The following is a 16,396-nucleotide window of genomic DNA, read 5'->3' as shown; positions in this document are numbered from 1 at the left end:
CATCCGCGTCATCCGCGTCATCCGCGATGATGGCTGCCATGCCGACCGGAAAGCAGCCCGCAGGACCCTTCACCCCGCGCGACTTCCAGCTGGTCCTGCTGCGCCGCATGGCCGACCACAACCCCGGCCCGGTCGAGGACGCCCGCCGCGAGCTGGGCGCCTCGGTCGCGCAGATGCGCGAGGCCAACAGGCGCTGGCAGGCGATGCTCCACTCCCCGCGGTCCCGCTCGGCCGCCGCCCGGTACCGCTCGGTCCTCGGCGAGCCGGAGTCGGTGGCGCCCCGCCGGATCGGCGACCTGGAGTGCGAGGCCCGGCAGTGGGCGCTGCCCCTGTGGCCGGACCTGCGCTTCGAGGTGCTGGTCGCCGACAGGGGCGTGGTCTGGAACGAGTGGCTGGTCCGCGCCCCCGGCGCGCGGGGGCCCGAACTGCGCACGCTGGACGACCTCACGCCCTGGTCCTGCACGGTCGACGAGGCGGCCCGCGCCTTCGCCCCCGCCCGGCCGCTCCAGGGTTCGGCCCCGACCAGGTGGGGGCTGGCCTTCACCGCCCCGGACCGGGACGGCGTACGGCACGAGGTGGTCGCGGAGTTCACCTGGGGGCTGTTGCAGCGCACGGCCGTCGGAGGGTGACGCGGGCCCCGCACCACCGGGTCGGCGTTCGCCCCTCTGGGTCCCGGTCCAGCGGCCGGACCTCGACCACCGTACGGACGTGACGGCGGCCACCGTACGGACGTGGCGGCGCATCGCGGTGGCGGCCTGCCGGGGCTGCCGGGCGGCCACCGCGTCGACAGCCGCCGCGCCGGGGCGAGATCGCCCGCCCGGATGCGGGTAGGCCCACCTCGCGGATCCGGCGCGGTCCGGCAGCCTTGAACGACGGACTCGGGCGACAGTTCCCGGGCAGCAGCTAAGGAGTACGACGCGTGTCCTCTCTCTTCCCGGCCCTCTGCCCGGCCCCGACCGGCGCACCGGCCGACCGGCCCGCCCTGCGGTTCGGCGAGCGCTCCCTGACGTACGCGGAACTCGCCGCAGCGGCGGGCGCCACGGCCGGGCGGATCGGCGGCGCCGACCGGGTCGCGGTCTGGGCCACCCCGGCGATGGAGACCGCCGTCGCCGTGGTCGCGGCGCTGCTGGCCGGGGTCGCCGCCGTACCGCTCAACCCGAAGTCCGGCGACAAGGAGCTGGCGCACATCCTCTCCGACAGCGCGCCCTCCCTCGTCCTGGCGTCCCCGGGCGCGCAGCTCCCGTCCGCTCTCGGCACCCTGGAGCGCGTCGACGTGGACGTGCGGGCCCGCGGGGCCGTGCCCGAGGACCGTGCCGGCGAGGGCGATCCCGCGCTCGTCGTCTACACCTCCGGCACCACCGGTCCGCCCAAGGGCGCGGTCCTGCCCCGGCGGGCGCTGGCGGCGACCCTGGACGCGCTCGCCGACGCCTGGCGGTGGACCGGCGACGACGTGCTGGTGCAGGGGCTGCCGCTGTTCCACGTGCACGGGCTGGTCCTCGGCATCCTCGGCCCGCTGCGCCGGGGCGGGTCCGTGCGGCACCTGGGCAGGTTCTCCACCGAGGGTGCGGCGCGGGAGCTGAACGACGGCGCGACCATGCTGTTCGGCGTGCCCACGATGTACCACCGCATCGCCGAGACGCTCCCCGCCGACCCGGAGCTGGTGAAGGCGCTGTCCGGGGCGCGGCTGCTGGTGTCGGGGTCGGCCGCGCTGCCGGTGCACGACCACGAGCGGATCGCCGCCGCCACCGGGCGCCGGGTGATCGAGCGGTACGGCATGACGGAGACGCTGATGCTGTGCTCGTCCCGGTGGACACCCCCGGGCCCCCGGCCCGGCGTGCGCGCCGACGGCGAGCCGCGCGCCGGGACGGTGGGCGTGCCGCTGCCCGGTGTGGAGCTGCGGCTCGTGGAGGAGGACGGCACACCGATCGCGGCGCTCGACGGGGAGAGCGTCGGCGAGATCCAGGTGCGCGGCCCGAACCTGTTCACCGAGTACCTGAACCGCCCCGACGCCACCGCCGCCGCCTTCACCGGGGACGGCTTCTTCCGCACCGGCGACATGGCGGTGCGCGACCCCGACGGCCATGTCCGCATCGTCGGCCGCAAGGCCACCGACCTGATCAAGAGCGGCGGGTACAAGATCGGGGCCGGGGAGATCGAGAACGCGCTGCTCGAACACCCGGCGGTACGGGAGGCCGCCGTCACCGGGGAGCCCGACCCGGACCTCGGGGAGCGGATCGTGGCCTGGATCGTCCCGGCCGACCCCGCCGCGCCGCCCGCCCTCGACACGCTGGCCGACCACGTCGCCGGGCGGCTCGCCCCGCACAAGCGGCCCCGGGTCGTCCGCCACCTGGAGGCGCTGCCCCGCAACGACATGGGGAAGATCATGAAGCGGGCGCTGGACCATGGCTGAGCGCCCGACCGCGCGGGATTTCCTCGCCCTGGTGACCGACGACTCCACCTTCGCCGAACTCCCCCACGCGGACGGCCCGTGGCGGCCCGACGGCCCCCTCGGCTGGCCGGGCTACGACGCCGCGCGCTCCCGCGCCGCCGAGCGCACCGGCGAGGCGGAGTCCGTCGTCTGCGGCACCGGTCGCGTCGAGGGCACCCCGGCCGTGCTGGTCTCCTTCGAGTTCGGCTTCCTCGGCGGCTCACTGGGGCACCGCACCGGTGACCGGCTGGAGGCGGCGTACGCGTACGCCCGTGAACACCGGCTGCCGCTGGTGCCGTTGGTCGCCACCGGCGGCAGCCGGATGCAGGAGGGGATGCTCGCGCTGACCCAGCTGCAACGGGTGGCCCGGCAGTCGGCGCTCACCCGGGCGGCCGGGCTGGCGCAGATCGCGGTGGTGCGGGACCCGGCGACCGGGGGCGGCTGGGCGACGCTGGGCGCGGGCGCCGACGTGGTCCTCGCGCTGCCCGGCACCCAGGTCGGTTTCGCGGGCTCGCGGGTGAGGCCGCCGGACGCCGATCCGGCGGCGTACACGGCCGGGGCGCAACTGGCGGCGGGCAGCGTGGACGCCGTCGTACCGGCCGGGGAGCTGCGCGCGACGCTGGGGCGGTGGCTGCGGCTGCTGACGGCCCCGTCGGGCGAACCGGCGCCGGTGCCCCGGCCGCTGGGCGCGCGGGACCTGCCGGCCGACGGCTGGGAGGCGGTGCGCAGGGCCCGCGCCGCCGAACGCCCGCGCGCGGGGGCGTACCTGGACGCCTACTACACCGACCGCGTCGCCCTGTCCGGCGACCGCTGCGGCGGCCGGGACCCGGAGGGCATGCTGTGCGGCTTCGGCACGCACGCGGGGCGGACGGTGGCGTACGCCGCCCAGACGGGCACGGCGACCCGGCCCGCCGGGTACCGCACGGCGACGCGGCTGCTCCACCTCGCGGACCGGCTCGGCATCCCGGTGCTGACCCTGGTGGACACGCCGGGCGCGGCCAACGACGCGCAGGCGGAGCGGGAGGGGGTCGGTCCGGCGATCGCGGACCTGTTCGGCGCCGTGGCCTCGGTGCGCACGCCGGTCACCACCCTGGTGATCGGCGAGGGCGGCTCGGGCGGGGCGCTGGCCCTGGCCGCGCCGGGCAGCACCTGGGCGACCCCGGACAGCTACTTCTCGGTCATCGCGCCGGAGCACGCGGCGGCGATCCTGAAGCGCCCGCCGGAGGAGGTGGAGGAGACGGCCGGTCAACTGCGGCTGCGTCCGCAGGACGTGGCCCAGCTTGGCGTGATCCGAACAAGCGAGCAGTTGTTCCCTGGAACAGGTGATCGTCGCTCTGGAGAGCGTATGTGACCGAAGGGACCAACGATACTTACGGTGTGCAAGCAACGGGCTGCAGACCGTAGTTGGCGCACCTGTCCCGAGTAGGTCCCAGCGGTGCCCGGCGGGCCCCGCACATGAACAGCGCAAGGAGCTGCACGATCATGAACGTTCTCACCGACATCCTCGCCGGCCTCATCCACCTCGTCGGCTGGCTGGTCTGACGGTCCGAGAAACCAGGCGGCGCCGCCTCCCCGTCCCAGGGAGGCGGCGCCGTCCGCGTGTCGGCGCACGGTGCCGCTCGCGGGTCTACCGCACGGCCACCGCCCGCACGATCTCCTGGGTGACCGAGCCGCCCAGGTCGTCGCGCGCGAAGGCCCGCAGCGAGACGTGCTCCGCGTCGCGCGGCACGCTCAGCGTCCCGTGCCAGGACGCCGCCCCGTCACCGCCGCGCAGCCCGACCTGCCGCCAGGTCTTCCCGTCGTCGTACGACACCTCCAGCTTCCCGCCGCCGATCGTCCCGGTGTCCGGGGCGCCCGCCACGTACGCGGCGCCGAGCCCGACGCGCAGCTTCTTGCCGGCGCGCACCTTCCCCGCGAGGTCGGTGTCCACGTCGAAGGAGAGGTTGATCAGCGGCAGGAAGGTCCACCGGTCGTCCGGCGTGGCCGACGACCGGAAGGTCCACTCCGCGTGGCCCTTCGTCGCCACCGGCCAGCGGGCCGCGTCGAGCGCGGTGTCGGTGACGAGCCGGTAGGTGTGCTCGTCGGCCGGAGCGTCCCACACGTACGCGGCGGAACTCGGCCCCTGGTCGACCTGTTCGCCGTCCAGGTACACCGACGTGGTCTGCGACATGCCGCTGTCCTCGCTCCACACGTCGCCGAAGCCGGTGTGGTCGGGTCCCGAGTCGCCCCAGCCGGGCGCGTTGAACTGGAGCCGGTTCCCGGCCCGCTGCTGTCCCCAGCCGAGCCCGGTGCCGAGGTAGGGGTGCCACACCGGCTTGAACCAGTTCAGCTCCGCGCGCGAGCCGCCCCGGTACGCGACCAGTCCGCCGCGCTCCTCCAGCGCCTCACCGGCGCTCGTCACACTCTCGTGCCACAGCTGGCCGGGCCCGGTGGAGACGTACTCGGTGCGCTCGGCGGGGCGGGCGATCCGCTCGCGGGAGCCGAGGCCGACCGGGAAGGTGTCGGTGATGGAGTACCGGAACTCGCCGCCGCCCGCCGCTTCGGCGGCGTGGTACCTGGTGTCGAGCACGGCGAGTTCGCGGTGCCCCGGCCGGTAGGTGAGGTCCCGGTCGGGCACGGCGCCCGGGTGCCCCTCGGACAGGTCGTACACGTAGGGCGTGTCGCGGGTGCCGGTCATGTCGACGCGTCCGGCCTCGCGCAGCCGGGCGGCGTCGGCCGCGGAGACCGTGGCGATCTGGAGCGGACGGTCGGCGTTGTCCTCGGTGCCCCACCAGGCCATCAGCCGCCCGGCGGCGTCGTCGGTGACGAACAGCGCCCTGACGCCCGCGTCCTGCGCGGCCCGGGCGAGCGCGGCCGGTTCGGTCCCCCCGGTGAGTCGGGCGAGGACCGCCTTGCCGCGTACGCCGGCCGGCAGGGTCCCGGCCCCGACGTCCCCGACGTCGACCAGCGGCAGCCGGGTGCGGCCCTCGATCAGGGTGCCGCCGGGCTGGACGACGGCCTCGCCGACCCCCTTCACCTCCAGCAGCGGCTTGCCGAGCCGCCACACGGTGCGGTACTCGAAGTCGCCCTCGGTGACCTCCTCGGTGGGCGCGGCGAAGACGCTGTCGTACGTCAGCGGCACCTGGACTGCGCCGAACAGGTCGGAGCCGTTCGCGCTGCGGTCGTACTCCATGAGGAGCTGCCGGGTCTCGGTGCGCTGGTCGACCTCGGCGCGGATCTCGCGCAGCTCGCGGCCGTCCAGGGTGATCGCGCGGTCCCGGTCGACGACGACCTCGGGTGCGGCGAGGAAGCCGAGGCCGAGGGAGTCGTCGCCGTGGCTGCCGCGGACGTCCAGGAAGGACGACAGGCTGTACGGCCCGCGCGGCAGCCGCAGCTCCAGGGTGCCGGAACCGCCGACGTGCGCGGGGAAGGGGTCGACGCCCGCGGTGAGCCGCTGCACCGTCAGGTCGGCCGGGGTCGCGGCGCCGGCGCGGTCCTTGACGTGCACGGTGAGCGTGTACCGCTCGTCCTCCTTGACCAGGCCGAACGCGGTGTGCGCGAGGGTCCTCCCGCCCGCGTCGGCCGCGACGATCTGCCCGCCGGTGGTGCCGACCGGCGCCCTGGACCCGTCACCGGTGACGGTGGTGGCGGCGGTGCCGTGCGCGGGCACGGTCAGCGAGGTGTCGGCGAGGGTGGCGACGCCTTCCGGGGCGCCCCGCACGGACAGCGTCAACGCGACGGCCGCGTCGGTGTCGTTGGTGTACGTGAGCGTCCTGGTGACGGGCTGGTTGGACGCGTACGGCCAGGAGTAGAAGCCCAGGTCGGCGCTGCCGGTCGCGGTGACCTGGGCGTGGACGGCGTCGGGCACGCTGACCCGGCCCGCGCCCGACTGGTGCACGGGGGCGTCCAGTTCCCTCGACGTGGACATCAGCGCGTCCTTGAGCCGCGCGCCGCTCCAGTCGGGGTGCTCCTCGGCGAGCAGCGCGGCCACCCCGGCGACGTGCGGCGTCGCCATCGACGTACCGTCCATGCCGGTGTAGTCGCCGCTGCCCTCGGCGAGCCGGGAGCGGGCGGCGAGGATGCCGACGCCCGGGGCGGACAGGTCGGGCTTGAGCGCGTTGTCCCCGTACCGGGGCCCGGCGCTGGTGAACCAGGCGGCCTGGTCGGCGGAGTCGACGGCGCCCACAGTGAGGGCGGCGTCGGCCGCGCCGGGCGAGCCTATGGAGGACGGGGCGCCGGTGTTCCCGGCCGCGATCACGAAGAGGGCACCGGTCTCGCGGGACAGGGTGTTGACGGCCTCGGCCATCGGGTCGGTGCCGTCGCTGGGTTCGGTGGAGCCGAGGCTCATGGAGACGATGTCGGCGTCCACGTCCCGGGCCGCCCACTCCATGCCCGCGATGATCTCCGACTCGCTGCCGGAGCCCCCGTCGTCGAGGACCTTGCCGACCGCGAGCGTGGCGCCGGGCGCGACGCCCTTCTCCTTGCCGTCCGAGGCCGCGCCGCTGCCGCCCACGGTGGAGGTGACGTGCGTGCCGTGGCCGAGCCGGTCGGCGACCTCCTCGCCCGGGATGAAGCTCCGGCTCTGCGCGATCCGCCCCGCGAGGTCGGGGTGCCCGGCGTCCACGCCGCTGTCCAGCACGGCCACGGTGACGCCCTTGCCGGTCAGCCCGGCCTCCCAGGCCTCGGGCGTGCCGATCTGCGCGTTGGACTCGGCCATGGCCGCGGTGACCCGCCCGTCCAGCCACACGCCGTCGACACCGGAGCCGCCACGGGTGAATTCCCGCCAGAATTCCCCGCCCTTGCCGGCCTCGACGGCGGCTCCGCGCACGCTGGGCAGCGACCGCGTCCGTTCGACGCCCCGCGGGGTGGCGGCCCGCGCGCCCTCGGCGTAGGTCACGATCAGCGGCAGCGCGCCGCTCTCGCCGTCGGCGAGGCCCTGCTCCAGCAGCGCGTCGACGTCGAAGAGCCGCCGGTCGAGGCTGCCGTCGCGCAGGTACGGCAGGGCCTCGTCCGGTACGACGGTGGTCCGGCCGCCCGAACTGCTGGTGCGCACGGCCCCGGTGGCGCCCTCGGGCCGCTCGACCGTGACCGTCCGGCGGCCGCCGCCGAGGTCGGTGACGCTCACCCGGTCGCCGGTGACGAGGGTGACGGCGCGGGCGGTGCCGGCCGGCGGGGCGGCCGCGCGGGCGGCGGCCGCCGGGGGGTGCGCCGGGTCGGGGGGCGGATCCTGTGCCGCCGCCGTTGCGGCCGGCAGCAGCGCGATCACGAGTCCCGCCGACAGGAGGGCCGCCCCGCGTCTGACTGGTCCTGTGCTCATCCACGTCTCTCTTCGTGTCGTCGTAGAGTGCTGTGACGAGTGCTGTGAGCAGTCTCAGGGGGCCTGCGGGGCAAGGAAGTTGACCAGGGGCGGCGGTTAGTCGCCCTGGCGGGTTTCCGCCAGGGGCCGAACGGAGCGGCGGCGCGGGACGGACACGGCCGAGTACCGTCCGTCACAATGGTGCTGCGCACGGACACGTACGGCACACGGGGAGCGAGCGGCGTCATGGACGGGTTGGTCGAGTTCAGGACCGAGGACGGCGTGCGGGTGGTCGCCGAGGGCGTCGAGGACGAGGACGGCGCCCGGCTGGTCTCGCGCGGCGACGGCCCGGCCCGCGCGGCCCGCACCTTCGAGGACTCGCTGGACGGTGTGCGGGCGGCGGCCTCGTCCGCACTGCGGGTCTTCCGGGACGGCTCGCTCAGACCCGACGCGGTGGAGCTGGAGTTCGGGGTCAAGCTGAGCGCCGAGGCCGGCGCGGTCATCGCGAAGGGCTCGGCCGAGGGCCATCTGGTGGTGAGACTGAGCTGGTCGCCGCAGCCCTCCCCGTTCCGCCCCGAGCCGCGGCCGTCCGCGACGCGCCCCGAGCCGCAGCCGTCCCCGACGCCTTCCGAGACCCCTCCGTCCCCGGCGCGTCCCGGGGCCCCGGACGCCGCCGCGCTGTCATGAGCGGTGCCGCGTGGCACGCCCGCGTCGAGTGCGGCAAGGAGGTCGGCGCCGGATTCCTCGTCTCCGCCCGCCGGTTGCTCACCTGCGCCCATGTCGTCCGGTGGGCCGACCGCGCGCCGGTGACGGTGACCTTCCCGGGGCGCCGGGAGCTGGGCGAGCTGTCCGGCACGGTCGCCGTGCACGGCGGCTGGCGGGAGGGCGCCGCCGACCTCGGGGACCTGGCCGTACTGGAGCTGGACCGGGAGGTGCCGCTCACCCCGGCCGTCTTCGCCCGGCCCGGCACGGAGCGGACCGCCCCCGTCCCCGAGCTGATCGCCTACGGCTTCCCCAAGGGGTACGACGAGGGCATGCTCGCCTCCTACCGCGCCCTGCCGGGACCGCTCATCTCCGGCGAGTGGGTCCAGTTGGAGGCGCTCACGGGGCACGGGCAGCCGCTGGCCGCCGGGTTCAGCGGCGCGGCGCTGACGCTGGCCGACGGCACGGTCGTCGGCATGGTCTCCGCCGTCGCCGGTGCACGGGACGTGCGGGTCGGCAGGATGCTGCCCGTCGAGGTCATGGCGCGCTACTGGCCGGAGCTGGGCGAGCTGGTGCCCACCCCCGGTCACCGGGCGGACGCCCGCAGGCGGCTGTACGCGCTGGTGCGCCGGGCCGAGGAGGCGGGCCTGGACTGCGACCCGAACCGGCTGTACGTCTCCGCCATGGACGACTTCGACCCGCCGCTGCCGCAGGGCGGTTTCGCCTCGCTGCGCCAGGCCGCCGCGTACGTGCAGTGGGAGGTGCCGGACCCGGCGGCCGTGGCCCGGTTCGCCGACCGGCTGACCGAGCGGCTGCACGCCCCGCCGCCGCGCCCCGCGACCTGGTCGCCCATCGTCGTGGAGATCGACCACAGCGGGGCCGGCGCCGACCAGGTCACCGTCGAGGTGTCCGCCTACCGGGACGGGCAGCGCCGCCCGGTGGGCTCGCGCCGGCTGGCCCGCGGCGCGGTGCGCTCCTTCGTCCAGGAACGCATCGACGAGGCGTGCGCCCAGCTCGATCCCGGCGCCGACGAACTGCTCACCTTCGTGCTCCCGCGCGAGTGGCTGAACGAACCGGTGGCGCACTGGGAGTGCGGTCAGGACGACTCCACGCCGCTGGGCTGCGCCTACCCGCTGGTGGTGACCGACCGGTACCGCCACCGCAGCGGGCGCCTGCGCCACCAGCTGCGCAAGAGGTGGCGCAGGCTCGGCTCCGGCCCGGGCGGCACGCTGCACCGCGTGGACTGCGACACCCGCGAGCGGCCGGCCGGACTGCGCAAACGGCTGCGGGAGGACGCGGAGCTGGCCGGTTTCGCCACCCCGCCCTCGGCCGCGCCGGAGTACTTCGAGGTCGGCCTCACTCTCCCGGTCCCCGTGCTGCTGTGGCCGCGCCGGGACTGCCCCGGCGACGAGGGACCCGACGGCCGTTGCGCCGGCACGGCGTTCCTCGACGAGCTGGCGGCGTCCGTGACGGGCGTGCCGCCGGCCGAACTCCCGCGCCTGGTAATGAAGTTGCGCGAGACGGCGGACGCGTCGGACGCCCCGGACGAGCACTGGGCGCGGGACGTCCAGCTCCTGTGGGACGACCCCCGCTGCTTCGCCGAGCCGCCCGCCCTGCTCCACTCCCCGGTCGGCTGAACCGCCGCGCCGCGCCCCCGACGAACCGAGATGAAACGTCCGCCGCACCGACCGCCCGGAGAGAAGAACCCATGCCCCTGTGGCCCGTCTACACCGGCGCGCCCGACCCCCACGACGGCATCACCCGGCTGCCCCCGCCCCCGCCCTGGCGGGACTTCGACGGCGGCCCCGTGCTCGATCCGCCGGACGCGGACGGCGACACGGCGGCCGCCTCGCCCGACCGCACCCACCGGGCCGCGACCTACCAGGCCACCGAGGACACGGTGCAACTGGTCAACGCGGCCCTGTACCTGCGGCGTCCGCTGCTGGTCACCGGGCCGCCCGGCACCGGGAAGTCGTCCCTCGCCTACGCGGTCGCCCGTGAGCTGCGGCTCGGCCCGGTCCTCAGGTGGAACATCACCAGCCGCAGCACCCTGGGCGACGGCCTCTACACCTACGACCCGCTCTCCCGCCTGTACGCGGCCCGCCACACCGCCCAGCCGTCCGACACCCCGGCCGCCGCCACCGGCGTCGAGGACCACCTGCGCCTGGGCCCGCTCGGCACCGCCCTGCTGCCCTACGCCCGACCGCGCGCCCTGCTCATCGACGAGATCGACAAGAGCGACCTCGACCTGCCGAACGACCTGCTGCACGTCCTGGAGGAGGGCCAGTACGAGATCCCCGAGCTCGTCCGGGCCTCCCGGGAGGCCCCCGGCCCCCACGCCGAGGTCCTGATCGACGGCGCCGACCAGCGGGTGCCGGTGGAGCGCGGCCGGGTCCGCTGCAAGGCCTTCCCCTTCGTCGTCCTCACCAGCAACGGCGAGCGCGAGTTCCCGCCCGCCTTCCTGCGCCGCTGCGTCTCGCTGCGGCTGCGCCAGCCCGACGACGACCACCTCGCCGAGATCGTCCGCGCCCACCTGGGCGAGCCCGACGGGTACGCGCGCCAACTGATCCACCGGTTCCTGTCCCGGGTGGGCAGCGGGGAACTGGCCACGGACCAGCTGCTCAACGCCATCTACCTGGCCCGTTCCTCCGGTCTGGGCGCCGATTCCCTGGACGAGCTGGCCGAGCGGCTGATGCCGTACCTCGGCCGGTCCGCGGGGCCCGACACCTTCTGATGTCCACCGAACTCCCCGGCGCACCGGACCCCCCGCCCCTGCCCCGCCTCGCCGACCTCCTCGGCCGGGCGGCGGCCACGGGTGCCCGCCCGACCCCGCTGGAGCTGGCCGAACTCCTCTGGCTGGCCGGGCAGATGGAGCCCGCGGCGGACCAGCGCGACGGCCCGGCGTCCGGAACGCGGGCCGGGCAGCCGCCCCCGGCCCCCGGAGCCGACCCGGACGAGCACCCGGAGCAGGACGGGGAGCGCGAGGGGCGACGGCACGAGCACGCGCGGGGCCCGCGCGGGGACGGGGACCGGGACGCGGACCGGCAGCGGGAGCAGGCGCCGGGGCAACGGCCCTGGGACGACGGGCCGCCCGGGCCCGCTCCCTCCCCCGGCTCCCGCACCCCTCTGCGCCTGCCGTCCCCGGCCCCGCCCCCGGGCACCTCGACGGCCCAGCCGCACAGCGCCCTGCTCGCGCCCGCACCGCCGATGCTCCGTCACCCGCTGGCGCTGCAACGTTCCCTGCGTCCCCTCAAGCGCCGCAGCGCCGCGCCCGTCGGCCACGAGGTGGACGAAACCGCCACCGCCGACCGCATCGCGCGTCTGGGCGCCGCACCCGAGTGGTGGCTGCCCGTGCTGCGCCCCGTACGGGAGCGGTGGCTGCGTCTGCACCTGGTGCACGACGTGGGCCCCACGATGCCCGTCTGGCAGCCCCTGGTCCGCGAACTGCACGCCGCGCTCGCCCAGTCGGGCGTCTTCCGCACCGTCACCCTGCACCGCGCCGAGGCCGACGGCACGGTCGGTGGCGACGGGGCCCAGATCCCCGCCGACGGCCGTACGGTCATGCTGCTGATCAGCGACTGCATGGGACCCCAGTGGCGCGAGGGCCCGGCCGGCACCCGGTGGTTCGGCGCGCTGCGCCGCTGGGCGCGCCGCTCACCGCTGGCCGTGCTCCAGCCGCTGCCCGAGCAGTTGTGGCGGGACACCGCCCTGCCGCCGGTCCCGGGCCGGCTGTCCGCCCCGCACCGGGCCGCCCCCAGCGCCTCGCTCGCCTTCACGCCGTACGACGACGCGGCGCCCCGGGCTCCCGAGGGCGCGGCGTACCTCCCGGTGCTGGAGCCGGGGCCCGAGTGGCTGGCCAACTGGGCCGCGCTGGTGGCGAGTCCGGGCGGGACCCCGTACCCGGGGGCGGCCGCCGCGCTGCACCGCCCGTTGCCCGCCGACGCCGACGACCGCACCGACCTCGCGCGGCTGTCCGCCGAGGAGCTGGTCCTGCGCTTCCGCGCCAGCGCCTCCCCGCAGGCCTACCGGCTGGCCGGCCATCTCGCGCTCGGACGCCCCGATCTGCCGGTGATGCGGCTGGTGCAGGCCGCGGTCGAGCCGGACCCGCGGCCCCAGCACCTGGCCGAGGTCATCCTCGGCGGACTGCTCACCGCGGTCCCCGGGCCGCCCGGCTCCTACGCCTTCCGTCCCGGCGTGCGCGCGCTGCTCCTGCGCGGGCTGCCGCGCACCGCCCGCGACCGCACCCATGAACTGCTGCTGCGCACCGGCGGCCTGATCGACGAGCGGGCGGGCCGCTCGCCGGGCGAGTTCCGGGCGCTGGTGCCCTCCCGGGAGGGCACCGAGCGGGCCGACGCGAGCGAGTCGTTCGCGTCGATCAGCGAGAAGAGCGCCCGGCAGCTGACGGTGCGCGAGCGGCCCGCCGTCGCGTCGCCCTTCCCGCGCGCCCTGGGCGCCCGCTACCGGCCGACGCGCCGGCTCACCCCGTCCGGGAGCATCTGGCTGGCGGAGGACACCGGACCGGACCGGACGGCGCCGGACCCCTCGTCGGCGCACCGTACGGTGGCGATCCGGCTGCACGACGCGGACACCGACCCGGCCTCGCGCCAGGCGTTCCTGCGCAACGCGGGCCGGCTGACGGGGCTCTCCCACCCCAACCTGGTGACCGTGCTCGACGCGGGCATCGAGGACGACGTCCCGTACGTCGTGATGGAGCACCTCGACGGCATAGCGCTGGGCGCCCTCACCCGGACCGACGACCGGCGGCTGCCGGTGCCGCTGACGGTGTCGGTGGGCGCGCAGCTGGCCCGGGCGCTCACCGCACTGCACCGGGCGGGCCTCGCGCACGGGGGCCTGGAGGCGTCCGGCGTGGTCCTCCTGCCGGACGGCACGGTCCGGCTGAGCCTGTTCGAGCCGCGGCTGGCCTCGGGGCCGGGGAGACGCTCCGCGGACCTGCGCGCCCTGTGCGACGTGCTGCTGCGCCTGACGTCGGGGGCCGCGCGCCCGGCCGTCCCGATCGACTCCCGCCGCCTGGACCGGCTGCCGCCCGCGCTGCGCATCCACTACGCGCACGCCCTCGACCAGCTGATGTCGACCTCGTCGGCGGCCCAGGCCCGCGGTCTCGAACTGCTCGCGGACCCGCACCTGCTCACCCGGGCGAAGGAGGCGTACCGGCCGCGCCGCTACCGCGCCCTGGGCCCGTTGCGGGTCGGCCTCCCGGACGGCGCGACCCGTCCCGACCCCGAGGTGCGCGCGCTGCTCGCGATGCTGCTGCTCAAGCACGGCCGCACGGTGACGCACGAGGAGCTGCGGTGGGGGCTGTGGGACCCGGGCGACGAGCCCCGCAACCCGCGGGGCGAGGTGACCCGGCTGGCGACGCGGCTGGCGGACGTCCTGGGCCCGGGCGTCCTCGCGAAGTCGGCGCACGGTTACGCCCTGCACACCAGCGCCGACGACCTGGACCTGGTGCGCTGCGACGAGTTGGTGCGGCGCGCCGACGCCGCCGGTCTGCGCGACGCGCCCGCCGAGGCCCACGCCCTGGTCACCGAGGCGCTGGCGCTGTGGGGCGGGGCCGAGCCCCTGGCGGACGTGCCCGGCCCCGCGGCCCGCACCGCCCGCACCCGCCTGCTGCGGCTGCGGCTGGCCCTGCACACCAAGCGCGCCGAACTCGACCTGACGCTCGGCGAGTACGACCGCGCCGCCACGGAACTGGCCGGCCTGCTGCGGTCCCACCCGCACCGGGAGGACTTCCGCCGCCTGTACCTGATCGCCCTGCGCCGCCAGGGCCGGGGCGAGGAGGCGCTGGAGGTGTACGAGGAGTACGAGCTGTCCGGCGGGCGCAGCCCGGCCCTGGCCGCCCTGGGCCGGGAGCTGCGCGAGGAGCACGCCGTACCGGCGGAGGACGCGCCGTGGTCGGAGTACGAGGAGCGCCCCTACGACCCGGACGGCACCGGATCCGTCGTGTCCGCGCCGGACGAGCTGCCGGAGGGCCCCTTCCCCACGGAGGACGACCTGTGGACGCCGCTGCCGGCGGACGACGCGGAACACGACACGGCACGGGCCCCGGCGGACGGGGCGGAGCGGGAGGAGAGGGAGGAGGGACTGCGACCGGAACCCGAACGGGACGAGGAGCCGCGCCCCGACCCGGGCGACGGGGGAACCCGCGCCCCCGAGGACGACGGGGAGGACGGCCCGGAGGACGACCTGGACACCGGCTTCCGCGCCTGCGCCCGCTACGCCTTCACCGACGAGCCGGAGGGCCCGGGAGGCCCGGGAGGCCCGGGAGGCCCGGGAGGCCCGGGAGGCCCGGGAGGCCCGGGAGGCCCGGGAGGCCCGGAGGGCCCGGGGAACCCGAGAAGCACGGGACACCCGGTGGACTCCGGTGCCCTCGCGGCCCTGCACGGCCTGGTCGCGGGCCTGCTGACAGACAGCGGCATGGACGGCGCCTCCTACCAGCTCCTGGACGACGACGGCGGCCTGCTGGTGCTGATGGCACCGCGCGTCGAGGCCGCCCCGCTGCTGAGGGCGACCGTGGCCGGTCTGCCCCGGCTGCTGCCGCACCTGGGCGGCCGTCGGCTGCGCGCGGAGTTCTGGCAGGTGGAGTTCCGGCTGGACGGTGCCGGGGAGGAGACCTTCCGGGCCGCCGGGACATCGGTCGGGGCGGTCCTGGACGCCTCGCCCGCGCAGGCGGTCGTCGCCCTCTCGGACTCCCTCTACTACGACGAGGTGTGCGAGGAGGACCAGGACGGGCCCGCCTTCCCGCCGGACCTCTTCCGGCCCCTGCCCGACGACACCGGCTGGTACCGGCTGATCGACGGTGCCGTGCCCCCGCCGGCGGCGGCGTCGGACGCCGGGGCGGTGAGCGGCCCCTTCCCCCTGCCGTCCGACGGGCGGCTCCCCGTGCCGGGCGACGCCTCCCGGGCCGTCGTCCTGCGGCTGCCCGACGGCACCCTGGCGCCGCCGGACGCCGAACGGGCCCGCTCGGCCCCCGCGGCCTCCCGCGCGGCGTGGCGCTACTTCGAGGTCGACCTGACCGATCACCGGCTCGCCACTCCGTTCGCGGGCGTCGACGTCACATGGCGGGTCGAGGACCCCGTCGAGGCGGTGCGCCACCGCGCGACCGACCTGCGCGAGGTGGTCGCCGAGCACCTCCGGAAGCCGCTCGCCGCCGTCCGGGAGCGACGGGACGGCTCCTTCGAGCGGTTCCGCGTACCCGGTTACGTGGTCACCTGGCACGTCCACCGGACGGGCGACACGTCCCCGCTCGCCCTCCGCCGCACGGCGCGCTCCCCCGCGGACCTGATCACCGGCGCCCGCTGCGTCCTGCTCTGCTTCGACGACGTGCTGGCCCGGCTGTACCGGCCCGCGGCGGAGCGGGAGGTGCTGCTGGACATCGCGCGGCTCTTCGTCGAGGAGCGCGACCCCGATGAGGCCCTGGCGGGAGTTCCGCTGCCCCGGGTCACCGCGGGCGGATACGCCGGCACCCTGGACTTCGTCCGCGCCCTCGCCGGCCACCGGCTCGCTCCCGCCGTGCGGGTCCGGCTCGACCGGCACGAGGCGCGGGCGGCCCGCACCGCGCAGCCGACGCCCCTGGCCGACCGGCTGGTCCGGGCGCTGCACACCCGCGGTGTGCCCACCGCGGTGGTGACCGACCGGGCTCCCGAACCGGTCACCGGGTACCTGAGACGACGCGGTCTGCTGCCCGCCCTGCCGGGTGACGTGCACGGCAGGGGCGCCGACCTCACCCGCCTCATGCCCGACCCGGACGTCCTGCTCCGGGCGCTGGACCGGCTCGACGCCCCCGCCGGAGACTGCGTGCTGATCGGCTCCTCCGTCGCCGGGCAGTCCGCCGCCCGCGCGATCGGTCTGCCCTTCGTCGGCCACGGGCCCGACGAGGAGACCCGGCGGGAGCTGACCGCGGCGGACGACCGGGTGCTGCTCGTACCGGACCTGCGTCCGCTGCTCACGGCCGCCGAGGACCGCTGAACGCTCCG

The 16,396-nt window shown here is 76.5% G+C and carries 9 protein-coding genes; 8 read left to right on the top strand and 1 reads right to left on the bottom strand.

Features of this window, described 5'->3' with window-relative positions; translation table 11 throughout:
- Positions 1 to 26 precede the first annotated feature (26 nt).
- From IE94_RS0109760 to IE94_RS39855, 4 genes are all read left to right on the top strand, one after another.
- On the top strand, positions 27 to 629 hold the full coding sequence (locus IE94_RS0109760) for a hypothetical protein (protein ID WP_030181157.1): 603 nt from the start codon (positions 27 to 29) through the stop codon (positions 627 to 629).
- Positions 630 to 919: 290 nt separating this feature from the next.
- Entirely contained in the window at positions 920 to 2,410 is a 1,491-nt protein-coding gene (locus IE94_RS0109755) for an acyl-CoA synthetase (protein WP_030181155.1), read from the top strand.
- The gene (locus IE94_RS0109750) at positions 2,403 to 3,779 is read left to right on the top strand and encodes a carboxyl transferase domain-containing protein (protein WP_030181152.1); all 1,377 of its coding nucleotides are present in this window, start codon (positions 2,403 to 2,405) and stop codon (positions 3,777 to 3,779) included. The genes IE94_RS0109755 and IE94_RS0109750 overlap by 8 nt, the downstream gene beginning before the upstream one ends.
- Positions 3,780 to 3,832: 53 nt before the next feature.
- On the top strand, positions 3,833 to 3,970 hold the full coding sequence (locus tag IE94_RS39855; RefSeq protein WP_157849331.1) for a hypothetical protein: 138 nt from the start codon (positions 3,833 to 3,835) through the stop codon (positions 3,968 to 3,970).
- Positions 3,971 to 4,055: 85 nt separating this feature from the next.
- Here the strand turns inward: IE94_RS39855 and IE94_RS0109740 are convergent, their stop codons facing one another.
- On the bottom strand, positions 4,056 to 7,724 hold the full coding sequence (locus IE94_RS0109740) for a S8 family serine peptidase (protein ID WP_030181150.1): 3,669 nt from the start codon (positions 7,722 to 7,724) through the stop codon (positions 4,056 to 4,058).
- 177 nt (positions 7,725 to 7,901) lie between these two features.
- Here IE94_RS0109740 and IE94_RS0109735 point away from each other — a divergent pair, with 177 nt between their 5' ends.
- The 4 genes from IE94_RS0109735 (at position 7,902) to IE94_RS37130 (ending at position 16,388) form a co-directional block, all read left to right on the top strand.
- Entirely contained in the window at positions 7,902 to 8,390 is a 489-nt protein-coding gene (locus IE94_RS0109735; RefSeq protein WP_106977791.1) for a CU044_2847 family protein, read from the top strand.
- Entirely contained in the window at positions 8,387 to 10,042 is a 1,656-nt protein-coding gene (locus IE94_RS0109730) for a VMAP-C domain-containing protein (protein WP_030181144.1), read from the top strand. Before IE94_RS0109735 ends, IE94_RS0109730 begins: the two co-directional genes overlap by 4 nt.
- 71 nt (positions 10,043 to 10,113) lie before the next feature.
- Entirely contained in the window at positions 10,114 to 11,139 is a 1,026-nt protein-coding gene (locus IE94_RS0109725) for an AAA family ATPase (RefSeq protein WP_030181141.1), read from the top strand.
- Positions 11,139 to 16,388, top strand: a complete 5,250-nt coding sequence (locus IE94_RS37130) for an SAV_2336 N-terminal domain-related protein (protein ID WP_245235209.1) — start codon at positions 11,139 to 11,141, stop codon at positions 16,386 to 16,388. The genes IE94_RS0109725 and IE94_RS37130 overlap by 1 nt, the downstream gene beginning before the upstream one ends.
- Positions 16,389 to 16,396 lie beyond the last annotated feature (8 nt).

The organism is Streptomyces violaceorubidus, assembly GCF_000717995.1.
In the GTDB taxonomy this organism is placed as follows: Bacteria; Actinomycetota; Actinomycetes; order Streptomycetales; family Streptomycetaceae; genus Streptomyces; species Streptomyces violaceorubidus.
Note: the sequence above shows the minus strand (reverse complement) of the source record. Positions and strands in the feature narration are given on the sequence as shown.

Coding starts and splice junctions, on each gene's coding strand:
- IE94_RS0109760 (WP_030181157.1), top strand. CDS start 27: ATGATGGCTGCCATGCCGACCGGAAAGCAGCCCGCAGGACCCTTCACC.
- IE94_RS0109750 (WP_030181152.1), top strand. CDS start 2,403: ATGGCTGAGCGCCCGACCGCGCGGGATTTCCTCGCCCTGGTGACCGAC.
- IE94_RS0109740 (WP_030181150.1), bottom strand. CDS start 7,724: ATGAGCACAGGACCAGTCAGACGCGGGGCGGCCCTCCTGTCGGCGGGA.
- IE94_RS0109735 (WP_106977791.1), top strand. CDS start 7,902: ATGGTGCTGCGCACGGACACGTACGGCACACGGGGAGCGAGCGGCGTC.
- IE94_RS0109730 (WP_030181144.1), top strand. CDS start 8,387: ATGAGCGGTGCCGCGTGGCACGCCCGCGTCGAGTGCGGCAAGGAGGTC.
- IE94_RS0109725 (WP_030181141.1), top strand. CDS start 10,114: ATGCCCCTGTGGCCCGTCTACACCGGCGCGCCCGACCCCCACGACGGC.
- IE94_RS37130 (WP_245235209.1), top strand. CDS start 11,139: ATGTCCACCGAACTCCCCGGCGCACCGGACCCCCCGCCCCTGCCCCGC.